The following is a 24,799-nucleotide window of genomic DNA, read 5'->3' on the forward strand; positions in this document are numbered from 1 at the left end:
TGACTGACCTGTCAGTTTTAAAACCTTATCTATACCTTATTTTCTACGGTAAGCGTAAAGAAATAAGCCGAAGCATAGAAAAATAAGTCCAATGATCAGATGTGAGCTTAATGCTTCATTGTTAAACCATATTCCCCAGCCAGTCGCAAGGACGGGTGTTAATATGGTAATCAGCATGACCGTGGTCGGATTCAGTTTCTGGATGAGGTGAAAGTAACAAATCATGGCCAGCACCGACGAAAATAATGCGCTATATAACAAGGCCAGACCTGTTTGCAGGCTTGGTAACTGGGTGGGTGCTTGGCTGAGGAAAAAAGGTAATAAACACAGATAGCCGAACCACGAAATGAGCGTCGAGCCTGTGGTTTGAATAATGGGATGGATCCCGGCACCAATTTGTGCAACGGCAAACATGGAAAATACGTACAGCAGTACTGCAATAATTTCATAGATGACCCCAAGCCTATCTAGTTGGATGTGCGTTGCACCAAGACCTAAGGTGAGCGAAAGTCCGAAAACGGCCAGGATGAGTCCATACCATTGGCGTTTTAAAAAGTGTTCGCGTTTGAGGATAAATACGGCGATCAGTCCCGACCATAACGGTGCGGTCCCATAAATAATCGAGATCATGCCGGAAGAGACGCGGGTTGCACCCATATAACAAAATGTCATGGAGCCGAACAGCCCAAGTGCACCAGCACCATAACTGAGTATGGCAGTCTTGTTGATGGTCAGTTTCAAGCGAAAATAAAGCAGACACAGCAAGGCCAGTGGGATGGCAATACTGAATCGTAAGAATAATCCCCAAGCCCAGTGTATTTCATGTACTGTCCAGACCGCAGCTAAAGGTGTAAATGACCAGATTAGCACCACGGCGATGAATTGACCGACTGTAGCAAGGCGAGGGGAAACAGGGGCTACAGCCGGTTGTAGCTGTGGTATGGAGAGAGCATTCTTTTCGGGCAACTGGGTCATGGCATGATTCCTGTAATAACAACGGTGAAATTAAGACAATAAAAAAGGTCGCTCATGAGGCGACCTGTGGATTCAACTGATGTTTAAAGTGTCATCATCTGAAATATATCAAGTCCCCTCGCGGTAACGCGTAGACACGTCGCCATGCCGCATAGACAGAAATGTCATGCGCAATCACACTTGGACGTGAACAGGAAACTTGAGGGTTCAACATATAAGATATTCGAAACTGATTCTGATCTTTTATAGCATAGCGTGTGTTTGAAAAATAGCCATTTCTCAAATCAAGATAAAAATATAGGCAAAGTAAATCAACAATTGGGCATTGCTAAAATTGCAGATTTTTCCATAATGTTGCCAACAAATTCTGAAAGAAGTTTGCTCTTGTCTGCCTTTGAAATTTTTGCGATCGTGATCAGTCTGATTGGTGTGACCTTAACCATTCGACGCCACATGTGGTGCTGGTGGTTTAATTTTCTGGCGTGCAGTTTATACGCCTATTTTTTCTTTAGCATCCGCTTATATGGTGAAACACTGCTGCAATTTTTCTTTATTGCGATGAATGTGTATGGATTCTATTACTGGCTGAAAGGCAAACGACAGGACCATGAGATCCGGATTGAACCGATTGCCAAAACTCTGGTATTGGCGCAAATGGGTATGGCGGTTATTTTTGGTCTACTCTTTGGCTTGATGCTTAAACATTTTACTGATGCTGCGGTACCGATGCTGGATTCGCAATTGGTGGCATTCAGCTTATTGGCCACCTACTGGACCAGTCGAAAGCATATTGCCACGTGGATTCTGTGGATTTTTGTCAATATTATCTATGTGGGCATATTTATCTACAAAGAAGTTTTCCTGACCGCAGGACTGTATGCCGCCTTTGTCGGGCTGGCGGCTTATGGCTGGTGGCAATGGCAACAGGTCAAGCAAAAACAACTTGGCCATGCATAAATAAGGGCAGCTGAGGCTGCCCTTAAATTTGAAACAAGACTTATTTTGCCGTGGCTTGATAACTTTGTACTGCCTGGCGCCCCAATGCTGGATCATCGGTAAAGATACCATCCACACCTGCTTTGAAATACAGCTGCATTTCCTTAATTGAACCTGTTGCGCAACGTTCTGCTTCTTTGGCTTTATCTGCGCTACATTTTAAGCTGGCTGGCAGGAAGTTATTTTCAGGCCGGAAGGTATATGGATGCACCTTTAGGCCCGCCTGATGGGCATCTTTAACAAAGGAGGTGGTTTCCGTCATGTCGTCATTTTTAAAGACATAGACTTTCCATGGGCCGACGCCATTGGCATATTTTGCAACCTTTTTAAGACCGCTCGCCGTGGCTAAATCTGCATAGGTTTTCGGATTGTTTTCAGCTACATAATCAGCAGGTTTGGTATCGGGCGCATCATAAAGCTGGATCAGTTGGGCATGTTTGACACTTTTGTGCAGATCAAGCTGGTTCTTTAAGTATTTCAAATTGCCGACTTCAAAAGACTGTAAATAGATCGGTGCAATATCGCGGGTGTATTGATATTGAGATAAGGTTTTCAGCAGACGATCTTCCATGGCAAGATTCTGCTTCTGGAAATAGGTGGGATGTTTGGTTTCGATATAAAGGCCGATGATTTTTCCGGTTTTCTTATAATGTGCTTCGGCCAATTCGATAATCTGTTCCAAGGTCGGAATGGTATAGAGATCATTGTATTTTTGATTGTCTGGTCGATATTGTGGAATACGCTCACGTGCTTTCAGTTGTTGCAATTCATTTAATGTAAAGTCTTCAGTAAACCAGCCTTGCAAAGTCATGCCATCAATCACCTTGGTTTTTTTACGATCGGCAAATTGTGGCAGGGTCGAAACATTGGTGGTGCCGCCAATTTCATTTTCATGACGAGCAACCAGAACGCCATCCTGGGTTGAAACCAGATCCGGCTCAATAAAGTCGGCGCCGTCGTCAATCGCCTTTTGATACGATGCAAGGGTGTGTTCTGGACGAAGTGCACTGGCTCCCCGATGTCCCACCACCAGAATTTTTGGACCCTGATTATTCGGTTGTTTGATATTGTTTTGATCATTGTTGTCATCATTGCAACCAGCAAGGCTGATCAGGCACAGACAAAGAACTGCTTTTTTAAACATAGATAAGCTCATGTGTTTTTTATTCAAGCCGTTAGTTTGAGCATTGAAGTTATCAAACACATGACAGTGAGATGATGGTTTTATGAAAATATCAAGAATTTTAAAAGCAGTCGCACTGAAATAAAAAATCCAGTTTGAGCTTGTGTCTAAACTGGATTCAAAAACAATGAGATAATGAAGAGCTATTTCTTCCAATAAGGCCAGTTGGCTTCTGGTGTGAAATGATAATTGTCATCAAGCCAGTAAGTTTGAGAAGGGGAGGATTTGTCTTTCAGTCCCATAAGGTGCAGCAGATTATTGTCCAGTTCCGCAGTACTTAAGGTTTTTTCTTTATCTATACCTGTGCTGTGTAAGCGATCTGACCACATGATCACAGGAACTTGATAACCTGCTCTGGTATTTGGGCTATGACCGGCATAATCAATTTCATGTCCGACTTCATTGCCATGATCGGAAACCACAGTAAAAGATCTAAAATCAGGTATCGCATCTGCTCTTAAATCATCCAAAAACTGGCTCAGTAATGAATCTTCATACAAGACTGCATTATCATAGTCATTGCGCAGTGAACGAATCCACGGATCAATATCTCTATTTTTGAGGTCAGTTTCGACAGCATCGTTACTGTTGCTGGAAAACCGGTTAAATGCCGCTGGATAGCGCTCTTCATAGTTTGGATGGGCGCCAATCAGATGGAGAATAATCAGTTTTTTCGGTTCAGGATCGGCCAGCGCCTGTTGATAATCAGGAATGAGTGATTCATCCAACGAGGTGCTGCTGCGTCCCGAACGCTTATTTTTATAGACTGCTTTATCGGCATAAGAACCGAATAAAGAAGATAAATAAGTATCGTCCTGATTACTGAGCCAGTAAATTTTATATCCCGCTGCCCGGGCATAGGCCAGAATACTTTCTGGTGAATATTGATCATGTTGTGAAGCCGGGCTTTCGGTTAACAGTACGCGTAATGCATTGATTGTAGAGGGTGAAGGAGAGAAAGCATTACAAAAGACCTTGATCTCATCCAGTCGTTTTGCCAGTTCAGGCGTGGTATTACGTGGGTAGCCGCAGACACCTAGATTTAAACTGGTTAAACTTTCGGAGAGGACCAGTACATGGGTCTGTTTACCTTTTGCCTGTTCTGTCAGTACCAGATTCTGCTTGGCACTTTTGTCCCATTGTTGATGAACATTTTTATGCTGTTTGATACGGTCTTTGAAATCCTGAATTTTGGCCTGATACTCAGTCCAGAATACAATCGGATGTACCTTGCGTGATGGTTTCATCAGATAACTGGTGGTTGCCAGTAAGACCAGTAAAATAATACAGCCCCGATAAATTCGGCTGTGCCAGAGTTGGCTAAAATGAATCGGTTTAACCAGCTTGAAAACAGCAACACTATATAAGATGACCAATACGAATAGGCCAACTGCCACAGTGAGCATGGTCGCGAGATGAAGCTGAAAAAATTCCAGACTTTCCCGACGGTTGGTGTTGGCAAGCGCTTCAATAATGAAATAGGCCTCATTATCACTATTGAATAAAAACCAGGTGCTTGAACGAAGTAAGGCATCTAACCATGCCAAAAACCACCAGATAATCGCAAGGATATACCAATAGATTTTTTGTCGGGTAATCGCCAGATAAATAAATAGCACACCGGGCAATGATAAACAGCCAAGTCTTAAACCATCAGATAAATTACCGACTGCAATCAGTAAGCCGCCTGTGATCAAGGCGGGTAGTAAGATCAGCAGCAGAATATTCAAGTTTTTTAAGCTGGCCTTCATATATGCCTAATACAGTATGGGGAGGGGAGATAAACTAAGCGTGCTAATATCGTTTTTAGTGGGGGATGTGTCAATTCAAAATTAAGAAGTCTTTGATTGCACAGTAAATTAAATTGATTGGCACAGTTAAGCTGTTGAATTATTGCAAAGTTAACGCATTATTTTTTATTGCGAATAACCTGAAATTCATTATTTCTCCGCAATTTACGCTTTTTGAAATGATATGTTAATAGGGATGGTGTTTGCCTGTCAGCTCGGTAATGATCATATTCTGAAAAGTGCCTGTATTTGCCTATCTTTTTGAAAAATTGACTGTTTCGCTAATGGGATAAACAGCCATGCTATCTAAGTTTTTTATTCATCGTCCGATCTTTGCGACTGTACTGGCAATTATTGTGATGGCAGTTGGTTTATTCGCCATTCTGAATTTGCCCGTAGAACGTTATCCCGATATTGCACCGCCCCGAATTACGGTATCGGCCAATTATAGTGGTGCGGATGCTCAGGCGGTTGAAGATAGTGTGACCCAGGTTTTGGAACAGCAAATTAAAGGCATTGATCATCTGCTCTATTTTAGTTCGAGTAGTGATGCAAGTGGTAGTAGCCGTATCAGTTTGTTCTTTGAGCAAGGCACCGATCCTGATCAGGCACAGGTACAGGTCCAAAATGCAGTCAATGGGGCAATTAACCGCCTTCCCGATGATGTTCAGCGTCAAGGTGTGAATGTTCGCAAATCTTTAAGTGATTCCTTTATGGTGATTGGGGTCGGGGATAAGTCTGGCCGGTCGACCAATCTGGATATTTCCGATTACATTACCAATAACTTTGAACTCAATCTAAGCCGGATTGAAGGCATTGGCGAAGTCAGTGTGTTTGGTTCGCAATATGCCATGCGCATCTGGCTGGACCCGCAACGACTTGAAGGTTATCAGCTTCAGGTGGGTGATGTCCGAACAGCGATTGAAAACCAGAATACACAAGTGGCAGCAGGTGCGATTGGAGCACTGCCTGCGGCCAGTGATCAATACCTGAATGCCAAAGTTACTTCAGGCTCGTTGTTACGCACCCCTGAGCAGTTTGAAAATATTATTATTAAAGCCAACACTGATGGCAGTTTTGTCTATTTAAAAGATGTCGCCCGGGTTGAGGTTGGCGCTGAAAATTATCAGGTGTTTAACCGTATCAATGGTTATCCTGCTTCGGGGCTATCCTTGTCGCTGACTGTTGGCGCGAACGTGATGCAAGTGGCGGATGCGGTATATAAAGAAGTGGCCCGTTTGGAAAAAACCTTACCAGAAGGTTATTTTGTGATGTATCCACGGGATGACACACCATTTGTCAAAGAATCGATGTCACAAGTGGTGTCCACCCTGATTGAAGCCATCGGACTGGTGGTGCTGGTGATGTTCATCTTCCTGCAAAACTGGCGTGCCACCTTGATCCCTGCGATCACCGTACCTGTGGTAATCCTAGGCACTTTTGCGGTCTTGGCCGTTTTGGGCATGAGTATTAATACCCTGACCTTATTTGCCATGGTGCTGGCGATTGGCTTGCTGGTCGATGATGCAATTGTGGTGGTTGAGAATGTCGAACGTCTTATGCACGAGCAGCAACTCAGTGCCAAACAAGCCTCGATTCAATCGATGCAGGAAATTAGTGGGGCCTTGGTCGGGATTACTTTGGTCCTGACCGCCGTTTTTATTCCGATGTCCTTTTTTAGCGGGGCGACAGGGATTATTTATCGACAGTTCTCCATCACCTTAGTGGTGGCGATGGGGCTGTCCTTACTGGTCGCCTTGATTCTAACCCCAGCTTTATGTGCCATTTTGCTTAAACCGCAACACAAACAAGCACGTTGGGCAGTCAAATTTAATCAGGGACTGGACCATATTAAAACACGTTATCTGAAGGTGTCTAACAAAGCCATCAGCCTGAAAAGCATGTCCTTGATCGGTATTGCTCTCCTGATTGGGATTTTTGCCTGGGTCTATCGCGAATTGCCTAGTAGCTTTTTACCTCAGGAAGACCAAGGAACTTTAGCGGTGCAATTCCGTTTACCGGAAGGTACGCCGATGAGCAAAACGGAAAATGTCGGAAAACAGATTTCTGACTATTTCCTTGAACATGAAAAAGCCAATTTAAATGGGGTAATGGTGATTCATGGGCGCAATTTTTCAGGTACCGGACAAAATCTTGGGCAGGCCTTTGTTTCACTGAAACATTGGGATGAGCGCAAGGGCACGGAAAATAGTGCCCAGCAAATTCGTGCGCGGGCGATGCAGTATTTTTCGCAGAATAATCAGGCCCGCATTATGGTGATGATGCCTTCGGTAATTCGTGGGCTTGGAAATTCAGATAAGATCGATTTCTGGCTACAGGATACCAAGGGTTTGGGCAGACAGAGTCTATTAAGCTCTTTTCAGGATTTACAGCAACAGGGCAATGCGCTGGATTCGGTCGAAAATGTGGATAAAAAAGGCAATGATGATCAGGCGGTACTGAATATCAAGATTGACCATAAAGCGGCGATGATTCACGGGCTGAACGTCAGTGATATTAACCGCACCTTATCGACCGCGTGGAGTGGCAGTTATATCAATGACTTTATTGATCGTGGCCGGATCAAGCGCGTGTATCTACAAGGAGATGCGCCATACCGCTCCAAGCCGGAAGATCTCAATTACTGGTATGTAAAAAATGCCAATGGACAAATGGTGCCGTTTTCGCAATTCAGTCAGATTGGATGGCAGGGCGCGCCACCAATGCTGGAGCGCTTTATGGGGTATCCGGCCATTAGTCTGGAAGCGGATGCTGCAAGCGGTTTTAGTAGTGGGCAAGGGATGCAGGCCATTCAGGGACTGGTCGATAAAATGCCAGATGTCGGCCTGGCTTGGAGCGGACTGTCTTATCAGGAACAGCAATCCAGCAATCAGGCGATCTGGCTGTATCTCATTTCGATAGCCTTTATTTTTCTGTGCCTTGCAGCTCTATATGAAAGCTGGTCAATTCCTTCGGTGGTGATGGCTGCGATTCCATTAGGTGTCGGCGGAACGATTTTATTCAGTTACCTGTTTGGTTTTGCTAACGATATTTATTTCCAGATTGCCTTGCTCACCACTATTGGCTTGTCCTGTAAAAATGCCATTTTAATGGTTGAGTTTGCAGCCAGCCTGCAACAACAGGGCCAAACCGCACTACAAGCGGCGTTACATGCTGCAGGATTACGACTCCGTCCAATCTTGATGACCTCGATTGCCTTCGGTGCCGGCGTTATCCCGCTGATGTTTTCGAGTGGTGCGGGTGCGTTAAGCCGACAGGCGATTGGTTATAGCGTGTTTGGCGGGGTGGTTTTCGGGACCATTCTGGTACTGATCTTCATTCCGTTTATGTATGTCTTGGTGAGAACGGCATTCAAGCCAAAACCGAAGGTTGAAACTGCTTAACCATATTGTTTTATCATAGCGCCAAACTGAACAGTTGCTGGCTTAGACTAAGCCAGCAACTGTTCATTTTTGTTGAATAAGTTGAGAATATTCAAAAAAATTTGTAGTATTGCCGTGCCGTATAAACGGTCTAATGAGGTTTGATTGCCTAAATGGACACGCAGAGTTGTAATTTATCCCAGATTACACATTTTTATTTTCATCAAAGTCTGCATGAAGCTTTCTATTTAGCAGTAAACCAATAGGCTGCTTGTAGTTCTTCATTGCAGAGCATTTGTAGTGAAGAGGCTGACATGAGCTACAATAATTTTTTATATTTACTAAGCGACGCACTTAAAAACAACCATCTTGAACTTGCACTCGCATCCGTACAGACCTTTCGGGCGGTGGATCTTGCCGATGTCTTGACCCAGCTCTCTGTAGAGCAAAGCCAACTGTTGCTTACCCACTTACCTGAGCGTGCCTACGTTTTCTCCTATCTTCCTCCCAATGAACAGGTCAAACTGGCCAAAGCCATGCCTAGACATATACTCGCAGAGATTATTGGAGAGATGTCTTCGGATAAGCGCGCTGATGTCTTCAAGTGTCTGGATCAGGAACAACAGAATGCATTATTGCCTGCCTTAGCGCAGGCTGAAAGAGAAGATATTCGTCAGCTTTCTGCTTATCTTGAAGGAACGGCAGGGGCAATCATGAGTTCTGAATACGCCACGCTCAAGCCTGATATTACGGTCAAGGATGCAATTAAAATGTTGCGTCTGGAAGCACCCGATACTGAAACGATTTATTTTGCCTATGTACTGGATCAGGCACGAAAAATTTTGGGGGTTTTATCCCTGAAACAGTTAATTCTGGCAGATGAAGAACAGAATATTAATGAGTTGATGGAAACCAATGTGCTGACTGCCTATGTCGATACCGATCAGGATGAGGTGGCCAAGACCATTGCCCGTTATGATCTGTTGGCACTACCGATTCTTGATCACTACGACATGATGGTCGGGATCGTAACCTATGATGATGCGATGGATGTGGCCAGTGAAGAGGCCACCGAAGACTTCCTGAAAGTCGGGGCGGTCGATGCTTCATCCAAACTTAGCATTAAATCTGCACCTATTTTACAGCTTTACCAGAAACGCGTGTTCTGGCTGGTTTTCTTGGTGTTTGGCAGCTTGTTGTCTGGGATCGGGATTGCGCATTATGAAGATGTAATTGCGCAGAATCTGGTGCTGGTCTTCTTCTTGCCATTGCTAGTGGGAAGTGGCGGAAATGCAGGTTCTCAGTCTTCAACATTAATGGTCCGTGCTTTGGCGACAGGAGATGTGCAGTTTAAAGACTGGTTCTCGCTACTGGGGCGGGAAAGTCTGGTGGCCCTGTGTCTGGGTGGTACCATGGCGGTGGCTGTTTCGCTACTGGGCTATTTCCGTGGTGACGAAATGGTGGCACTAGTCCTGGCCTTAAGTATGATGGGGATTGTATTGATGGGCTGCCTGATCGGGATGAGTTTGCCGTTTATTTTAAATAAGGCCGGGCTTGATCCAGCCAGTGCCTCAGCACCACTGGTGACTTCGATTTGTGATGCCACCGGGGTGATCGTTTATTTATTTATTGCCTCCATGATTTTATTCTAGGCTGTAATCATAATTGTACCGACAAAACCTAAAAACTACTTTATTCTCAAGCATAAACATCGTTTTTAGGTTGAGCGAATGACTGATTACCCAGAACAAAAAAAACTAACTCAGCAGCAAGCGATTGCGGTCGAGCGTGATTTGGCCAAATTTGCCAATACTATGGACAGTCTGGTCCGCATACCCTTTACCAAGCAGGGTGTGGGCGCAGATGCTGCATTAAGCACGATTCCATTTGCTGGAGATATTGCCGGTTTTATCCTGACCTTATATGCCTTTAAAAAAGCCAGAGAAGTCGGTGTACCGCAACATAAGCTCAAAGGTGTGGTGAAACTGGCAATTATGGATATGCTGGTTGGCTTCGTGCCGATTGTCGGCACTGTATTTGACGTATTCATCCGCCCTAGCCGCAAGACGCTGGAGATAGTGCATGAGCATATTCGGGAAGAGTATCAGGTCCACAGCGATATTCATGTGGTGCATCCATTCCTGCATGAGTCACTTGAGCAAAAACAGAAAACTTCTGCCTTCTGGCGTAATCCGGTGGTGAGCTGGATCTGGTTACGCATTCCCGATTTATTGGGCATCGCAGTGCTGATGTTACTGGTGCTGGCAGTGTGGGCAGGTTTCAGTTATCTGTGGCAATTTTATCAATCTTTCCAGACACGCTAGTCTTTAGGCAAAAATAAAGCCTCCATGATGGAGGCTTTATCATGAATCTGATACTGATTATTGAACGTTTAATTGCTGCAATGCCGCAACACGTTGTTCAATGGTTGGGTGGGTCTGGAATAAAGCCGCTAAGCTAAAGCCTTGTTCCTTACCTTCCGCAATTGCAAATGCTTTCATTTCTTTCGGCATTTGATCTGGCATTTCTGACTCTGCCTGTAAACGAAGCAGGGCAGAAATCATGGCCTGTTTACCTGCTAAACGTGCGCCAGCTTCATCTGCGCGATATTCACGTTGACGAGAGAACCACATCACGATGGCAGAGGCCAAAATACCGAAGACGATGTCGAGTACAATGGTAATGGCAAAATAAGCAAGACCGGGTGCTTCACCATCTTCACGACCAAATACGTTACGGTCGATGAAGTCACCTGCAATACGTGCAAAGAACATCACGAAGGCGTTGACCACACCTTGGATCAGCGCAAGAGTCACCATGTCGCCATTGGCAACGTGACCGATTTCGTGCGCCAGTACGGCACGAAGTTCATCTTTGTTCATACGCTCGAGTAGGCCTGTTGAAACAGCTACTAAAGCATCATTTTTATTCCAACCTGTCGCAAATGCATTGGATTGGTAAGAAGGGAAAATACCCACTTCAGGCATGTTAATACCTGCACGTTGGGATAATTGCGCCACTTCTTGTAATAACCAAGCTTCTGCTTGACTACGGGGTGCATTTGGGTCAATTAATTCTGTCCCAGTGGTTTTTTTAGCCATCCACTTTGACATGAACAGGGAAATAATCGAACCCACCATACCAAAGACAAAACAGACGACCAGTAGGTTGCCTAGATTCAAGCCACCCGCGCCATGGTAACTACCGACACCGAAGAGTGACAAGATAATGCCAGCTACAACCAGTACCGCGAGGTTGGTTAGCAAGAACAAACCAATCCGCATCATTGAGAAAACCCTCTTATAAAGAAAAAGTGATCTGATTTATAAATTATAAATCATAACGCTAATATGCAGGGCGAACCCTAAAAATTCAAGAAAAAAATCGGCGCAGATACATTTAGCCAATAAAAATATCAATTGACTATGAAACAGGGACTTAAATGCGATTTTGTCTAAAAAATAGCAGGAAAAATCATGCCATGAGAATACACAGCCTGAATTGTCAGTTACTTAGACGGATTCGGGCGGTTGCGGTGGCATTGGCGGTGGTATAGGTTCCGGATGGCGCATCGGTAAAGGTTCCATCTGCAAGGGTAATGATCTGGCGATTGTAGGATCTAGGGGCGGGAGTGGCTTCAGCAATATTATTGGATGATGAGGAATAATTCGCAGATTGCGCCAGTACCTGAGTATTGCTGCTGTTTGATTCTGTAAACGTGCCTAAGCCTGAAGCATAAAGATTTTGGTAACGGCTGGTAACACGACGGACATAATCCTGGGTTTCACGAAATGGCGGAATACCGCCGTATTTATCGACATTGCCTTCACCAGCGTTATAAGCCGCAATCGCCAGTTGGGTATTACCATTAAAGCGTTTCAGTAACCAGCTCAGATATTTTGCACCGCCAAAGATGTTTTGTTGTGGATCGTAGGCATTACTGACATTAAAACGGCGTGCAGTGGCTGGCATCAGTTGCATTAAACCTTGTGCACCGACTGGTGAACGAGCCTTGATATTAAAGCCTGATTCGGTATGCATGACAGCTTTAATCAAGCCCTCTGAAATTCCGTGCTGTTGAGCAGCTTGACGGATCAGCTGGTCAAATGCATTTTTATTCCGGCTATAGCTTGGCAGTACAGAGGCTTCACTGGCGCCCCAGTTACTATAGTTATGAATATTACTATCAGGATAATAAGTGGCTTTGACCACTTTTAGATGACTGTACTCTGCCTTTTTCTTATTGGTGAGTAGTGTTGTCCCATTATCATCTTTAAATTGATAAATGGTCTGCCCAGCATAACTTGATGCTGTCACATTAAAAAAACCGATTGTTCCCAAGCAAACAGCAAAAAAATAAGTTGTTTTGTTCATCGTTATAATATTCGCGAAAGGATGAGCATAAGTTGCATGTGGCAGTTTAACAAAAAAATGCATAAAAAGAACTTTTGCTACAATTTTTTTATTTTTGACTGTCAGACAAAAATCAAGTCAATTTGTGCGAATGTTCAGCAAAAAAAATTAAAATATTTTTTTTAAAAACTAAGTCTTGACTTATATAAGTTATTGATTTTAAACTTATAAAATGATTGGTTAAAAAATGATCAATTTAATGGGAAGCCTTATTTTAAGATAAAGGCAGTTTGTCAATAGCTAAGAAATCCACAAATTTATCCACAGCTTTTGTGGACAACTGTGGAAAAGTTTGAAATATAAGCGATCTAGGCTATTCTAAATTTTTTTGATCACAATTTTACCAGTATGAAACTGAAATATGACGATTGAAAGAAATTGAAAAATTCTTTAGATGCGCATTTTTTCGGAATGAGATAAAATCGCGCGGTATTTTTGTTTATGAGTAAATCACGTCTATGTACGCGCCAGTGGAGTCCAACCAAGGATTTAATTTCAAGCCAGAGCTTCCGACAAGTTCGGCGTATTATCGCCTGTTGAAAAAACTTCGTCGTCAGGTGGGGCATGCAATTCGTGATTACAACATGATCGAAGAGGGCGACAAGGTCATGGTTTGTGTGTCGGGCGGTAAAGACAGCTATACCATGCTTGATATCCTGTTGCAATTCAAGCGTATTGCGCCAATCAACTTTGATGTGGTTGCCGTCAACCTGGATCAGAAACAACCGGGCTTCCCTGAAGATGTCTTGCCACGTTATATGGAAGAGAACAATATTCCTTATTACATTCTGGAAAAAGATACCTATACCATTACCAAGCGTTTAACGCCTGAGGGCAAGACTTACTGTGCGGTATGCTCACGTTTACGCCGTGGTTCGCTGTATGGCTTTGCGCAGGAGATCGGCGCCACTAAGGTCGCGTTGGGTCACCACCGTGATGACATCATGGCGACCTTCTTTTTGAATTTATTCCATGGTGGAAGTTTGAAAGCGATGCCACCAAAACTTTTGTCTTCGGATAAAAAGAATATCTTGATCCGTCCTTTGGCTTATGTCGAAGAGAAAGACATCATCAAGTACGCGGAATTACGCCAGTTCCCGATCATTCCATGTAATTTGTGTGGTTCACAGGAAAACTTACAGCGTGCCATTATCAATGACATGTTACGTGAATGGGACAAACAGCACCCTAAACGTTTGCACAGTATTTTTGGTGCATTACAGAACGTTTCTCCTTCGCAACTGGCGGACCGTGAGTTATTCGACTTTGAAGCACTTGATGGTCAACGCGAGTTTGACATGAAAGATCCGGAAGAGATGAAAAACCGTCTGGACGTGGTCAACCTGAGTTTTGCGGCAGAGTAAAGTATAAATTTTTTTGAAAAGGTACTGGTTAAGTACCTTTTTTTTATAAAAAATTTAAAAATTGAATCCTGCGTACAAAAAATCATAGCCCAAAATAAAAATTACATGCTATAACAGGGCACAAGCAAATTGCTTCATGAGATGTCGTCTGGATAGATGGCACAAGAAATTGAACAAATACATTTGAGGAATAATCATGGCTGCATTTTTAACTGATGATTGGTTTGCAACTGTTGAAAAACTTACTGCTGAAGCTGGTGATTTAAACTTGCCACCTGCGCTTGCGAATTTAGCGATTAACTTGGTTGTAACAGATGCAGCTGGTAATACAGAGCTCTCTTTGGATGCAGGTAAAATCCAGAAAGGTTTATCTTCAAATGCGAAAACAACCTTAAACATGGATGCTGAAACTTTACGTAAAGTATTCCTTGAGTTTGACATGGCTGCTGCAATGCAAGCATTCATGACAGGTAAAATCAAGGTGCAAGGTGATATGTCTCAGCTTATGGCTTTACAAACAGCGAAGCCAAGCCAAGAGCAAAAAGATTTATTCAAGAAAGTACTTGAGCAAACTGCTTAAATTCTTTCCCGATAAAAAAGCTTACCCTGAGGTAAGCTTTTTTATTGCCTGACACTTAGACATCAATACGGCTATTGGTTTTGATGTGTTCCAAGTAGGTGCGAATCCGCGTGACATATTGTAGCGCTTGCTTATAACGACCATTACGTGCCTGATTGCGTTGCAAATGATCGTACAGGTTGACCCATTGATTTGGGTCCTTACCTTGGGCACGAATACGCTTCTGGATCTGGCTGACAGCGCCAGGGCCCATGTTATAGGCCACCAATGCATACCAGTTGCGGTCCGGATAAGGTACATTCGAAAACTGGTCCAGCATCAGATCAAAATACTTAGCACCGCCCTGAATACTCTGGACTGGATCAGAACGATTACTGACACCCATGGCTTGAGCTGTGCTATTGGTCAGCATCATTAAACCACGCACACCAGTGGGAGAGACTGAGGTCGGTTTAAGATAAGACTCCTGATAGCCAATCGCAGCCAGCAAGTGCCAATCTAAATTGTATTTAGAAGCGCTCTGTTTAAAGCTGGCTTTATAAATCGGCAAGCGTTGTTTCAGATCTTTCTGAATGGTTGACCAAGACTCTGGCTTCACCACATTCCGGTTATAAAATGAAGCGAGCTGTTGGGTGGTTCCCATCTGTTTGCTCTGGCAGACATAACCACTTGCGGTTAAGGTCAGCGGATCATCTGCCTGCTTAAATACCCAGTTTAACTGAGGGTTTAAACCATTTTTACTGAGGCTGGCTTGATCGCCACAACTGGCTGAAAAAGAAACCAGTTGTTTGTTCTCAATTGCAGCGAGGTTGGCTGTGGTCATGGCAAGATTGGCTTTGCCCTGAGCCACCCATTTCAATGCCGTGGCATTATCAGGAACCGTTTTAAAATCAAGTTTTACATTAAGACTTTGCGCATAATTACGCGCGAGATCATAGCCGAAACCATGTAAAAATTGACCATCATTAAATACTGTGGTTGGACTTTCAACTGCAACGACAGTAAGAACATTGGTGGTTACAACAGAGTTGTATTGATGCGATTTTTCTGCATTCAAGCTGTTAAAAGGTAAAACCGCAATACTTAAAGCTAATGCTTGGAACGGGAGTGTGGAAGATAAAGAGTTAAGGCTAGGCCTAGACCCAGAACTTGAATTACTGTGCATGTTGTCTCCGCTACAGATAATTTATGCCCTAAAAGTTCAGCAATACACTGCCTTAACTTTTAAAAGTTGATAAATTCAATAAGGGGTGGGCAAGTCATGAACGTCATTCAAAATGACATCGATTAAAGGGAAAAAATGACGCAAATGTTTCACAATATTAATAGTGCGTACAAAAAATAGACAAAATCAAACTTAGGCGCGCATATTAAGCGCCAAAAACTAGATTGTCAAATTTTAGCGTAAGAAAAAATGAGAATTGCATCACAAACACATGATTTAGAAAAAGAATAAAATTTATACACTTTAGTCGTGGCGAAATAAGGCATACAATGCAAAAACTTGTAAATAGAATGTTGTAGTAACGTATTTTAAGCCTATGAAATCGAATTTAATCACCCGTACCGGACATGATTTACTGGTTGCCGAACTCAAGAAACTTTGGCATGACGAACGTCCGGAAATTACTAAAAAAGTGAATTGGGCTGCAAGCTTAGGTGATCGCTCAGAGAATGCCGATTACCAGTACAATAAACAGCTACTCCGGAAAATAGACCGCCGTGTCCGTTATTTAGGCAAACGTCTGGAAGAATTAAAAATTGTAGATTATGTGCCTGAGCAGGAAGGCAAGGTCTACTTTGGGGCTTGGGTGGAAATTGAAAATGATGCCGGCGAACAAAAAAAATTAAGAATTGTCGGGGTGGATGAAATCTATGATCATCATCCTCAGCATATTTCGATCGAGTCTCCAATGGCGCGTGCATTGCTCAGTAAACAGGTCGATGATGAGGTGGAAGTGCACACACCTTTAGGTAAAAAAGTGTGGTATATCAACTCAATTCGCTATGAAAAGCCTGGAAATTCGTAAAAATACCGCTTGTTGATTTTATTTTGAGCATTTGATGCAGGTTTTTAAATAAAAGATTTGCCAAGTTGAACTTTTATTTATATGATAGCCGCCATTGGAAGCGTGGCAGAGCGGTTTAATGCACCGGTCTTGAAAACCGACGAGGGTGTGAGTCCTCCGTGAGTTCGAATCTCACCGCTTCCGCCAAATACGAAAAAGCCCTTGTGAACACAAGGGCTTTTTTATTGCCTGATGATTTAGATCAATAATTTAGTGGCAATTGCCCACATCATGAGGCCGACCAGAACATCTAATACTCTCCATGAGCTGGCCTTTTTAAATAAAGGTAATAACGCTCTTGCCCCATAGCCCAGCGCAAAGAAGAAGATCCACGACGCCAGAATGGTGCCTGCCGCAAAGAGATAGATCTGATCTGCAAATTGTACAGAAATAGAGCCAACCAGAATCACGGTATCCAGATAGACATGCGGATTGAGCCAGGTAAAGGCCAGACACATGCCGATAATTTTAAGCAGTGAATCCTTTTCAATTTCACTTGGATTCAGTCCACTATTATTCTGGATAGCGGAATAAAAATTTCGCAGACCATACAGAAACAGAAAGGCTGCACCAAAGTATTTCGCAAGCGTGACAATCAGGGGAAAATCCACCACAATTTTCGAGAAACCGGTAACGCCCAGATAGATCAGAATAGAATCGGAAAGTGCGCAGATTAAACAGACCCAAAAGACATGCTGCTGTTTTAAACCTTGTTTCAGTACAAAGGCATTTTGTGCGCCAATGGCTAAAATGAGAGAAAAGCCGATCCCAAGCCCATAGAAAAATGCGGTCATAGATTGAGCTCCTCAAGAATTAGGGTGGAATGGGAGTGTTCTTTCCTAATCTGAGCTTTGGATGCCGATTTAAGATCAGACATCGCAATGACTTAGACGCTGAAAGAAGGGAGATGTTCCACAATGAAAATTTATGGTTGCTATTATCTTTTTTAAATTTTAAAAGTCAGTAAAATTAAGATTGTTTTGGGTTGCCTAAATTTTTTTAAGGTGGGTTGAGGCAACCCAGTTGATTTCAAATCTTGTTGTCCGAATTTCCCCCCTTTGTTTTCCAATTATTGCCCTTATCTTGCGCGTTGTTTTAAATAAAAATTAAAAACAATCGACACAGGACGTGTTCGAGTGCATCTCTAAACAAATATTTTAAAAATAAGTCAGTGAGTCGGGCATGGATCTCAATCTTCCTATCCAAAGTGTAAACGATGGAATTTCCAGCAAAACACGGAAAGTGATTGCGCTGGGTTTTGCAACACAAGGTCTTGGCTACGCAACCGTAATGACCGCACTTCCCAGCATAAAAGGCCGCTTCAGGCTGTCTGATGATCAGTTGTCGTTGATTATTCTGGGGGTATGCATAGCAGCGGCGCTCGGTTCTGTTCTCGCTGACCGTACAGCAGTCAAGTTCGGATCGCGACTTGCTGTTGTAACGGGTTTTCTGCTTGAAGCTGTTGGGGTCGCAATTGCTGCATGTAGTCCAAATGTGATGCTGATGATTGCCAGCTTTTTGCTTTATGGACTTGGACTAGGCTGTTTAGATGCAGCACTGAATATGCAGGCTGTTATGATGGAACAACGGCTTGGTAAGAGTGTATTTGGTGGTTTCTTTGCTTGTTATACAGCGGCGGCATTTTTGGGTGCATTAATAATGTCAGCCACTGTATCAACTTCACTTGGCGCAACGACAGCATTATGTATTGCAGCAGTGATTGCATTGATTACTTCGCAACTCTCGAGACACTGGTTATTTCAGCAAAAACAATCTTCAGGATTATCTTCACCACAGAAAGCAGTGATTCCATATCGGCAACTTCTCATTTTTGGGATGATTATTCTGATTATATTTACGGTCGATTCTGCCATCAGTACATGGAGTTCAATCTATCTCAAAGATGTTTTAGCCAGCTCGGCAACTGTTGCTCCTTTAGGTTATGCCGCTTATCAGATTGGCATTTTACTGACACGTTTAGGACTGGATTACTTGCTGCAATTTAAAACAGCGACATGGGTTGCTTTGGTCACGCTGCTGATTGGGGCTTTCGGCTGTGCGTTATCCGGGATAAGCCATTCACTCGTTACAGTGATTTTAGGTTTCGCACTGGCTGGTGTAGCGGTGGGTGCCTTGGTTCCACTTACATATTCTGCTGTAGGCCGTTTGGATGAAACACGAAGAGATGAAATTATTGCTCGCGTGAATATTTTTAATTATGGGGGTGCAGTCGCTGGTGCAGTGATGGTTGGGTTGTTAGCAACTCCCTTTGGTTATGCACCGTCTTTTATCGGCTTGGCATTTGCGTTACTCAGTATTATTTATTTGAGAAAAAGACTGCTTTGATCTGTATCAATCAAGACAAAGTACGGGGTGACGGTCAGGGATCAGGAAATTAACAATGGCCCTGCAAAAACCAGGGAGGGCAAGCTAAATCAGAATGGCATTTTAAAGTCTTTAGATCCATTGCTTCAAAGCATGGGAAATTTTTCAGATTGAAGGTTTATATTTACCGGTGCCTTTTTTAAATTTAAAAATTCAGTAAAATTAAGATTGTTTTGGATTACCTAAATTTTTTTAAGGTTTGTGATGCTAGACAATAAACAATGTGAAGCCTTCTTTGCTGTTGCAGAAGATGGAAGCTTTGAACAGGCTGGAGCAAAGCTTTGTATTACTTCTTCAGCGGTAACGCTGAGGGTACAGGCGCTGGAAAAAGAGCTGGGCAAATTGTTATTGATCCGTGGTCGTCCTTGTGTACTGACTCAGGCAGGTCAGCAGCTGTTCGAGTATTTGCAACATATAAAACGACTGGAACAAAACCTGTTACATGGTTTGACGGGAGGAGGAGATGCCAACTTTTTCAAAACGGTGATCGGTTCTAATGAAGATTCTTTAGCAACCTGGCTTCTGCCCGCATTACAAGAGGTATTGCTCAAACAGAAAATCGTGATTGAGCTAAGGACAGATGACCAGTCACATACCTATTCCTTACTGGAAAAGGGCACCGTCAGTGCCTGTATTTCAATTGAAGACCAGCCGATGCGGGGCTGTCATGCAGAATATCTGGGGGTGATGCGTTACCGAATGGTGGCGACTGCGTCATTCAGAAAAAAGTGGTTTGCTCATGGTATCGACCGGGAAAATCTGCGTCATACGCCTGCGATTATTTTTAATCATAAGGACCGGCTACACTTCGATATACTTGAAAAGCATTTTGGTCTGATGAAAGGCAGCTATCCCTGTCATTTAATTCCGTCTTCCGAATCTTTTGTCACCGCCATCAAACTGGGACTGGGTTATGGCATGGTGCCGGAGTTGCAGTTGGTGACTGAGAAGAATGAAGATGCTTTGGTTGAGCTGTTGCCCGAAGCAAAAATGGAAGTACCCTTGTACTGGCATCACTGGAATCAACAATCCAAACCCTTACAGCTTTTAACCCAGCATATTGTCAGTCAGGCAAAAGCAATCCTGATATAAATAAACCAAGAAGTTTATTTAAAATAAAGAACGCATATTTATATACATATTATGACATGAGTAATATATTTAATTCTCAGGTCATATTTATACGGAGTAGCTTCTAAATATAATCGGCCGATATTTAGAAGCGGTATTTCGAGATATATGAGGTCTAGAGGGTAATAAAATAGCTTACAAGGATTAGAAAATTCTAGAGCTATCTATATATTGTTTAGACACATCATTTAAGGCAGCCAGGATAGACGCTGCATCTTCAGTTGCCAAAGCATTACTGATTTCCTGCATATAATGCGTGAGTTGGGCTTTCACTTTACTTGAAAAATCAGGGCTGACCGGTTGATCCTCATAAAGCAAGACATAATTTTTTGTAAAACCATAGATGAGTAATAAGGCACAATGTTCTAGAGGATGTTCGGCCTGAATAATGGCCTGTTCACATTGAGATTTGATTTGTTTGTAGGTATCTGTTCCATTCGGAAGCGCTTGAAAGGTTTCAAAGATCGTTTGGAAAGTCATTTGAATTACTCGCTCAAAAAGAAAATCTACAGATCATTGCAATGAAAATCAAGTCATAATTCTATATTTAAAATAATTTTTACAAACTATTTTATTTAGAGGAATAAATAGGGATTTATGGGTCTAATCATTTAAATCCTGATATTAAAAATAAAGATGTATTAACTGTGAATATTGATTGAATAATCTCATTCACAAGGTGACGAGTACTAAATTTTTTAACATTTCCGATACTAGCTATATACATGCAGTACAAATTAAAAAAAGCTTAAATGTGGGAAAATGTACGGAATTATTTTATTTTTATTGGGTTAGCTATGGTTGCGAAGAATATTTTATTGGCCGGAAGTCTTGCTTTTGTTTTGGTGGGCTGTACTTCGATAACAACCATGACACCTGCTCAATTCAGTCAGTTAAGTCCGACCCAGATTCCATTTTCAGGGAGTTGGTCTGGCGAGGCAGGGGCATCGATGGCCGTTTTAAAACTAAATCGTCAGGGAAGCGGTATGTTGTGTATGGATGATCGTAAGGAAGCGATGTCTTACAAGGTAAAATTGGTCGACAATGTGCTGTACAGTGATCAAGGTATAAAATTTAATGTGAAAGCATTGAACCCTAGTCATGCAAAAATTCATGTGAGTTTGTTGGGTATTGGTGCGACGCTGGATCTGAATAAGGATGATTCACTCAACAATGTCACACCCCGTTGCAAGCAGCTTTTAACCGGTGTATGAGTTGATGATTTGATTTTTTCTTATGTTGTTCATTTTTAATCTTTTCCGCTGATCACGAGAGTGCTATGTTTTCTCCTTATATTCATGCATTTGCATTGTTTTTCTCTCTCTTAAACCCCTTCCTGATGAGCGTCTATATGGTGGGGATGATCCGTAATACCGAGGCCAAGGTATTTAGTAAAGCATTGATTCAAGGCAGTTTGATTGCTTTTGGGGTGTTTATCCTGTTTGCATGGGGTGGTGAGAACATTTTTAGCCGTTATTTGAATGTCCGCTTTGAATCATTTCAGATTTTTGGTGGCTTCATCTTTCTGGTGATTGGCTACCGTTATGTATTTCAGGGTGCGGAAACCATTGGTGAGATGCGGGGAGCGCCTGAGCATCTGGCGGGGACCATTGCGATGCCTTTTATGATCGGTCCGGGTACCATCAGTGCAGCGGTTGTGACCGGGGTGAGCGTACCGTTTAGCGGTGCAATTGCAGTGATCGCGCTTACCTTGATCCTGACCTGTAGTATTCTCATTCTGATGAAGTTTGGACATGATCATCTTCGTTATAAACATGCCAAATATATTGACCGGTATTTTGATATTGTTGGGCGTTTATCTGCCTTGCTGATTGGTACCATTGCAATTGATATGATCGTCAATGGAGTGGTGGGTCTGATACGCTCGGCTAATTTAAGCTAAAACCATTGAATAATCTTTGAACTGGAGCTGTTTTTATCCGGAATAGAGCCTTTTATCCCGTGTAAAAACAGCTTTAATGTCATTATTTCCAATTAAATAATATAAAGATCATAAAAATAATTGATGATGTTTTAGCGTTTTGCGCATATTTTTATGCGCATGAATCAACGATAATAATCAGGTTACATTCTTAATGAGCTGTTCTCATGTATCAATTAGATCAAGCGAACCAGGCGCCTGATGACCAGTCAGAGCTGACCATGACCGTTTTGATGACCCCAGACATGGCAAATTTTTCAGGCAACGTTCATGGGGGGACGATTCTCAAGCTGCTCGATCAGGTTGCATATGCATGTGCAAGTCGATACTCAGGAAGTTATGTGGTGACTTTATCGGTTGACCGGGTGAATTTTAAAGAACCGATTTATGTGGGCGAACTGGTGACATTTCTGGCCAGCGTCAATCATGTTGGGCGCACCTCAATGGAAATCGGTATCCGTGTCGAAGCGCAACATATCCAGAATAGAACCATACGCCATACCAATACCTGCTATTTCACCATGGTTGCAGTGGATGAGCAGCGTAAGCCCAAACAGGTACCCGCCTTAAATCTGGATACGGAATGGAAACGTTGTCGTTTTGAGGCAGCAGAGCAGCGTAAAGCTACACGTTTGCAAGAAGTTCATCAACCTTCATGCAGTATGTTTAAAAAATCGACGCAATGCTAAGCGTCTAAATTTTAAGATGCTCAAAAAATAAAAATCGGACCGCAGCATGGTCCGATCTTTTTTTACATTGGTAATGAAATAAGCGTTAGATCATTACGAATGTTGGTCCAAAGGTCTGGAGGAGACCTTCAGATCTACTTAGTTTGTTGGTGCAGGTGTAGATGCAGGTGCTTCAGCAGTTGCGTCAGTCGCAGCTTGAGTACCAGGTTGCTCTTGAGTAGAAACAACTACTCTGTCCTGAGTCTGAGCTTGTTCGTCAGCTGTTGCTGCAAATGAAGACGCTGCTGCAAGAGTAAGAGTTGTTGCAAGAAGAGTTTTGATAAGTTTCATGTTTGGCATCCTTATTTCATTTAAAATAACAGCCATCAATGGAGGATTCAGTCAATCCGAATCTCTCATTTCGGCATGAGGTCCATGCTATGGGCCAAACGTTTTTGCAGCAACATCCTTAACAATCTATTACGTCCTTCTTAACAATATGAAATATTGCGTCGCTTTATGTAGTCACTGTGTAAAATAGCATGGAGAAATTAAGGATGAAAATGTATGGAAATATGTTTTTGTGATCAAAAAACAAGCGGATTTTTTACGTATTTTAAACATTGATTTAAGTTTAACGAATATGGGTTAATTGAATAAACCATTTGTTTTTTTAGATTAAATATATTTTTTAGATGTTGATTGTGATGAATATCACCTTATTTTGAATTAATGCGTTTAAAGACATAGTATATCAATCGATATTCTTTAATTTATTTAATCAATTTTTCTCATTAGAATGAAATAAATTTTTAATGCGAGTGCCTCGTGAAATTTCTTGCGCCCAAAACGGTCCCCACCCATATTATTTCCGGTTTTTTAGGAGCGGGTAAGACCACGTTATTACAGCACTTATTGAAGCAAAAGCCTGAGAATGAGACTTGGGCAATCTTGATGAACGAGTTTGGCCAAATTGGTGTCGATCAACAATTGATTAGCCAACAACAAGGTTATGCAGTCAAAGAGCTATTGGGCGGCTGTCTATGTTGTAGTAGTCAATTGCCGATGCAAATTGCACTTGCACGACTATTAACTGAAAGTAAACCTGACCGTTTATTTATCGAACCGACCGGTTTGGGCCATCCTGCGCAGCTTCTGGAACAACTGACTGAGCCACACTGGCACAGCAGTTTGGCAATGCGGGCTTTAGTGATCGTGGTGGATGGTAGCCGTTTACATGATGAGCAGTGGGTCAAGCAAAACTTATATACGGATCAACTCAAAGCGGCACAAATTGTGGTGCTATCCCATATCGACTGTATGACTGCAGAGGACCGTCAAGCTTATACTGTATTAAAACAAGACTATGAAACCTATGTTCAATATTGGATAGAAGCTAAAAATGGGCAAGTGGATATTCAACGATTGGATATTCAGCAGCAGGCAATACAACGTAAAATCCAGCCTTTATTAAAGCTACAACAAGCACAACCGACGCATGCGCCAGTCGCTGAAATTAAACAGCTGCCTTATCACTATATTGAGACGGCTCAGGGGTATACGGTTGCAGGCTGGAAACTTCCCAAACGTTGGCAGTTCAATTTTTATGAGCTGCTGGATCTGTTGTGTACACAGCAAGACTGGGTGCGGATCAAGGGGATTTTTCATACCGATCAGGGCTGGAAAAGTTTTAATTTCAATCCACAGCAATTTAACTATAAATCTGCCGAAGAAGGTATTGATAACCGGATTGAGGTGATTACACAGTCTGAGCAGGATTGGCTAGCATTTGAGACCCAGTTACTGGCTTGTCGCAATCCTGAAGATTCATCGACTGCCTGAATAATTCAGCGCATTCTTGCCCGCAAAATAGAGTATGCTTAGCGCCAAATTTGAGAGTACCGTATTTTAAGAGTATCG

Annotated in this window: 22 protein-coding genes and 1 tRNA gene; 14 read left to right on the forward strand and 9 right to left on the reverse strand. The window is 42.6% G+C overall.

All coding sequences use genetic code 11. The features are described 5' to 3' along the window. Window positions 1-36 precede the first annotated feature (36 nt). Complete coding sequence (locus tag IEV39_RS00110; RefSeq protein ID WP_005288390.1) at window positions 37-975, reverse strand: DMT family transporter; 939 nt, start codon at window positions 973-975, stop codon at window positions 37-39. A gap of 384 nt (window positions 976-1,359) precedes the next feature. Between IEV39_RS00110 and pnuC the strand changes: the two genes are divergently transcribed. After that, entirely contained in the window at window positions 1,360-1,932 is a 573-nt protein-coding gene (gene pnuC, locus IEV39_RS00115; protein ID WP_486599115.1) for a nicotinamide riboside transporter PnuC, read from the forward strand. Window positions 1,933-1,972: 40 nt separating this feature from the next. On the opposite strand, the gene IEV39_RS00120 is transcribed toward pnuC, so the two are convergent. Further along, the gene (locus tag IEV39_RS00120; protein WP_005288384.1) at window positions 1,973-3,115 is read right to left on the reverse strand and encodes a glycerophosphodiester phosphodiesterase; all 1,143 of its coding nucleotides are present in this window, start codon (window positions 3,113-3,115) and stop codon (window positions 1,973-1,975) included. A gap of 182 nt (window positions 3,116-3,297) precedes the next feature. Next, window positions 3,298-4,905, reverse strand: coding sequence for a phosphoethanolamine transferase (locus tag IEV39_RS00125; RefSeq protein WP_005288380.1), 1,608 nt, complete (start codon window positions 4,903-4,905; stop codon window positions 3,298-3,300). A 338-nt stretch (window positions 4,906-5,243) separates the two neighbouring features. On the opposite strand from IEV39_RS00125, the gene IEV39_RS00130 reads away from it, so the two are divergent. The 3 genes from IEV39_RS00130 to IEV39_RS00140 all read left to right on the forward strand — a co-directional run bounded on the left by IEV39_RS00130 (window position 5,244) and on the right by IEV39_RS00140 (window position 10,651). Further along, window positions 5,244-8,348, forward strand: coding sequence for an efflux RND transporter permease subunit (locus tag IEV39_RS00130; protein ID WP_005288376.1), 3,105 nt, complete (start codon window positions 5,244-5,246; stop codon window positions 8,346-8,348). Between the two features lie 293 nt (window positions 8,349-8,641). After that, window positions 8,642-9,979 (forward strand): magnesium transporter, encoded by a 1,338-nt coding sequence (mgtE, locus tag IEV39_RS00135; protein WP_005288374.1) that lies wholly within the window; start codon window positions 8,642-8,644, stop codon window positions 9,977-9,979. A 78-nt stretch (window positions 9,980-10,057) separates the two neighbouring features. Further along, complete coding sequence (locus tag IEV39_RS00140; protein ID WP_005288371.1) at window positions 10,058-10,651, forward strand: DUF4112 domain-containing protein; 594 nt, start codon at window positions 10,058-10,060, stop codon at window positions 10,649-10,651. A gap of 57 nt (window positions 10,652-10,708) precedes the next feature. Here IEV39_RS00140 and htpX read toward each other — a convergent pair whose 3' ends face one another. Beyond that, window positions 10,709-11,614 carry a protease HtpX gene (gene htpX, locus IEV39_RS00145; RefSeq protein WP_005231873.1) on the reverse strand — a complete coding sequence of 302 codons (906 nt, stop codon included), beginning with the start codon at window positions 11,612-11,614 and terminating at the stop codon, window positions 10,709-10,711. A gap of 217 nt (window positions 11,615-11,831) precedes the next feature. Beyond that, window positions 11,832-12,701 (reverse strand): lytic transglycosylase domain-containing protein, encoded by an 870-nt coding sequence (locus IEV39_RS00150; protein ID WP_032883281.1) that lies wholly within the window; start codon window positions 12,699-12,701, stop codon window positions 11,832-11,834. A gap of 497 nt (window positions 12,702-13,198) precedes the next feature. On the opposite strand from IEV39_RS00150, the gene ttcA reads away from it, so the two are divergent. Both ttcA and IEV39_RS00160 read left to right on the forward strand, forming a co-directional pair. Further along, entirely contained in the window at window positions 13,199-14,104 is a 906-nt protein-coding gene (gene ttcA, locus IEV39_RS00155) for a tRNA 2-thiocytidine(32) synthetase TtcA (protein WP_004774851.1), read from the forward strand. A 196-nt stretch (window positions 14,105-14,300) separates the two neighbouring features. Next, a complete protein-coding gene (locus IEV39_RS00160; protein WP_005231862.1) occupies window positions 14,301-14,684 on the forward strand; it encodes an SCP2 sterol-binding domain-containing protein in 384 nt (127 codons plus the stop codon). Window positions 14,685-14,739: 55 nt separating this feature from the next. Here the strand turns inward: IEV39_RS00160 and IEV39_RS00165 are convergent, their stop codons facing one another. Continuing rightward, complete coding sequence (locus IEV39_RS00165; RefSeq protein ID WP_005231860.1) at window positions 14,740-15,849, reverse strand: transglycosylase SLT domain-containing protein; 1,110 nt, start codon at window positions 15,847-15,849, stop codon at window positions 14,740-14,742. A gap of 376 nt (window positions 15,850-16,225) precedes the next feature. Here IEV39_RS00165 and greB point away from each other — a divergent pair, with 376 nt between their 5' ends. Together greB and IEV39_RS00175 are read left to right on the forward strand one after the other, a co-directional pair. Beyond that, entirely contained in the window at window positions 16,226-16,714 is a 489-nt protein-coding gene (gene greB / locus IEV39_RS00170) for a transcription elongation factor GreB (protein WP_005288365.1), read from the forward strand. 96 nt (window positions 16,715-16,810) lie between these two features. Continuing rightward, a tRNA-Ser gene (locus IEV39_RS00175) sits at window positions 16,811-16,900 on the forward strand. 50 nt (window positions 16,901-16,950) lie between these two features. Here IEV39_RS00175 and IEV39_RS00180 read toward each other — a convergent pair. Continuing rightward, the gene (locus tag IEV39_RS00180) at window positions 16,951-17,547 is read right to left on the reverse strand and encodes a LysE/ArgO family amino acid transporter (protein ID WP_005288361.1); all 597 of its coding nucleotides are present in this window, start codon (window positions 17,545-17,547) and stop codon (window positions 16,951-16,953) included. Window positions 17,548-17,935: 388 nt separating this feature from the next. On the opposite strand from IEV39_RS00180, the gene IEV39_RS00185 reads away from it, so the two are divergent. Further along, window positions 17,936-19,099 (forward strand): MFS transporter, encoded by a 1,164-nt coding sequence (locus IEV39_RS00185; RefSeq protein ID WP_005288360.1) that lies wholly within the window; start codon window positions 17,936-17,938, stop codon window positions 19,097-19,099. Window positions 19,100-19,342: 243 nt separating this feature from the next. After that, window positions 19,343-20,230, forward strand: a complete 888-nt coding sequence (locus IEV39_RS00190) for an ArgP/LysG family DNA-binding transcriptional regulator (protein WP_005231855.1) — start codon at window positions 19,343-19,345, stop codon at window positions 20,228-20,230. Window positions 20,231-20,413: 183 nt separating this feature from the next. Here IEV39_RS00190 and IEV39_RS00195 read toward each other — a convergent pair whose 3' ends face one another. Further along, window positions 20,414-20,749 carry a hypothetical protein gene (locus IEV39_RS00195; protein ID WP_005288357.1) on the reverse strand — a complete coding sequence of 112 codons (336 nt, stop codon included), beginning with the start codon at window positions 20,747-20,749 and terminating at the stop codon, window positions 20,414-20,416. A 317-nt stretch (window positions 20,750-21,066) separates the two neighbouring features. Here IEV39_RS00195 and IEV39_RS00200 point away from each other — a divergent pair, with 317 nt between their 5' ends. From IEV39_RS00200 to IEV39_RS00210, 3 genes are all read left to right on the forward strand, one after another. Then, complete coding sequence (locus IEV39_RS00200; RefSeq protein WP_032883190.1) at window positions 21,067-21,483, forward strand: J517_1871 family lipoprotein; 417 nt, start codon at window positions 21,067-21,069, stop codon at window positions 21,481-21,483. A 65-nt stretch (window positions 21,484-21,548) separates the two neighbouring features. Next, on the forward strand, window positions 21,549-22,172 hold the full coding sequence (locus IEV39_RS00205; protein ID WP_005231852.1) for a MarC family protein: 624 nt from the start codon (window positions 21,549-21,551) through the stop codon (window positions 22,170-22,172). Between the two features lie 206 nt (window positions 22,173-22,378). After that, window positions 22,379-22,900: an acyl-CoA thioesterase gene (locus IEV39_RS00210; protein ID WP_005231850.1), complete on the forward strand. Its 522-nt coding sequence runs from the start codon at window positions 22,379-22,381 to the stop codon at window positions 22,898-22,900. 138 nt (window positions 22,901-23,038) lie between these two features. On the opposite strand, the gene IEV39_RS00215 is transcribed toward IEV39_RS00210, so the two are convergent. Next, the gene (locus IEV39_RS00215) at window positions 23,039-23,230 is read right to left on the reverse strand and encodes a hypothetical protein (RefSeq protein WP_005231849.1); all 192 of its coding nucleotides are present in this window, start codon (window positions 23,228-23,230) and stop codon (window positions 23,039-23,041) included. 477 nt (window positions 23,231-23,707) lie between these two features. Between IEV39_RS00215 and IEV39_RS00220 the strand changes: the two genes are divergently transcribed. Continuing rightward, window positions 23,708-24,721 carry a CobW family GTP-binding protein gene (locus IEV39_RS00220; RefSeq protein ID WP_005288350.1) on the forward strand — a complete coding sequence of 338 codons (1,014 nt, stop codon included), beginning with the start codon at window positions 23,708-23,710 and terminating at the stop codon, window positions 24,719-24,721. Window positions 24,722-24,799: the final 78 nt, after the last annotated feature.

The organism is Acinetobacter courvalinii, assembly GCF_014635545.1.
GTDB lineage: Bacteria > Pseudomonadota > Gammaproteobacteria > Pseudomonadales > Moraxellaceae > Acinetobacter > Acinetobacter courvalinii.

Bases quoted from the DNA above. Each gene is read 5' to 3' on its own strand.
- IEV39_RS00110 (WP_005288390.1), bottom strand. From the start codon at position 975: ATGACCCAGTTGCCCGAAAAGAATGCTCTCTCCATACCACAGCTACAA.
- IEV39_RS00120 (WP_005288384.1), bottom strand. From the start codon at position 3,115: ATGTTTAAAAAAGCAGTTCTTTGTCTGTGCCTGATCAGCCTTGCTGGT.
- IEV39_RS00125 (WP_005288380.1), bottom strand. From the start codon at position 4,905: ATGAAGGCCAGCTTAAAAAACTTGAATATTCTGCTGCTGATCTTACTA.
- IEV39_RS00130 (WP_005288376.1), top strand. From the start codon at position 5,244: ATGCTATCTAAGTTTTTTATTCATCGTCCGATCTTTGCGACTGTACTG.
- mgtE (WP_005288374.1), top strand. From the start codon at position 8,642: ATGAGCTACAATAATTTTTTATATTTACTAAGCGACGCACTTAAAAAC.
- IEV39_RS00140 (WP_005288371.1), top strand. From the start codon at position 10,058: ATGACTGATTACCCAGAACAAAAAAAACTAACTCAGCAGCAAGCGATT.
- htpX (WP_005231873.1), bottom strand. From the start codon at position 11,614: ATGATGCGGATTGGTTTGTTCTTGCTAACCAACCTCGCGGTACTGGTT.
- IEV39_RS00150 (WP_032883281.1), bottom strand. From the start codon at position 12,701: ATGAACAAAACAACTTATTTTTTTGCTGTTTGCTTGGGAACAATCGGT.
- ttcA (WP_004774851.1), top strand. From the start codon at position 13,199: ATGTACGCGCCAGTGGAGTCCAACCAAGGATTTAATTTCAAGCCAGAG.
- IEV39_RS00160 (WP_005231862.1), top strand. From the start codon at position 14,301: ATGGCTGCATTTTTAACTGATGATTGGTTTGCAACTGTTGAAAAACTT.
- IEV39_RS00165 (WP_005231860.1), bottom strand. From the start codon at position 15,849: ATGCACAGTAATTCAAGTTCTGGGTCTAGGCCTAGCCTTAACTCTTTA.
- greB (WP_005288365.1), top strand. From the start codon at position 16,226: ATGAAATCGAATTTAATCACCCGTACCGGACATGATTTACTGGTTGCC.
- IEV39_RS00180 (WP_005288361.1), bottom strand. From the start codon at position 17,547: ATGACCGCATTTTTCTATGGGCTTGGGATCGGCTTTTCTCTCATTTTA.
- IEV39_RS00185 (WP_005288360.1), top strand. From the start codon at position 17,936: ATGGATCTCAATCTTCCTATCCAAAGTGTAAACGATGGAATTTCCAGC.
- IEV39_RS00190 (WP_005231855.1), top strand. From the start codon at position 19,343: ATGCTAGACAATAAACAATGTGAAGCCTTCTTTGCTGTTGCAGAAGAT.
- IEV39_RS00195 (WP_005288357.1), bottom strand. From the start codon at position 20,749: ATGACTTTCCAAACGATCTTTGAAACCTTTCAAGCGCTTCCGAATGGA.
- IEV39_RS00200 (WP_032883190.1), top strand. From the start codon at position 21,067: ATGGTTGCGAAGAATATTTTATTGGCCGGAAGTCTTGCTTTTGTTTTG.
- IEV39_RS00205 (WP_005231852.1), top strand. From the start codon at position 21,549: ATGTTTTCTCCTTATATTCATGCATTTGCATTGTTTTTCTCTCTCTTA.
- IEV39_RS00210 (WP_005231850.1), top strand. From the start codon at position 22,379: ATGTATCAATTAGATCAAGCGAACCAGGCGCCTGATGACCAGTCAGAG.
- IEV39_RS00215 (WP_005231849.1), bottom strand. From the start codon at position 23,230: ATGAAACTTATCAAAACTCTTCTTGCAACAACTCTTACTCTTGCAGCA.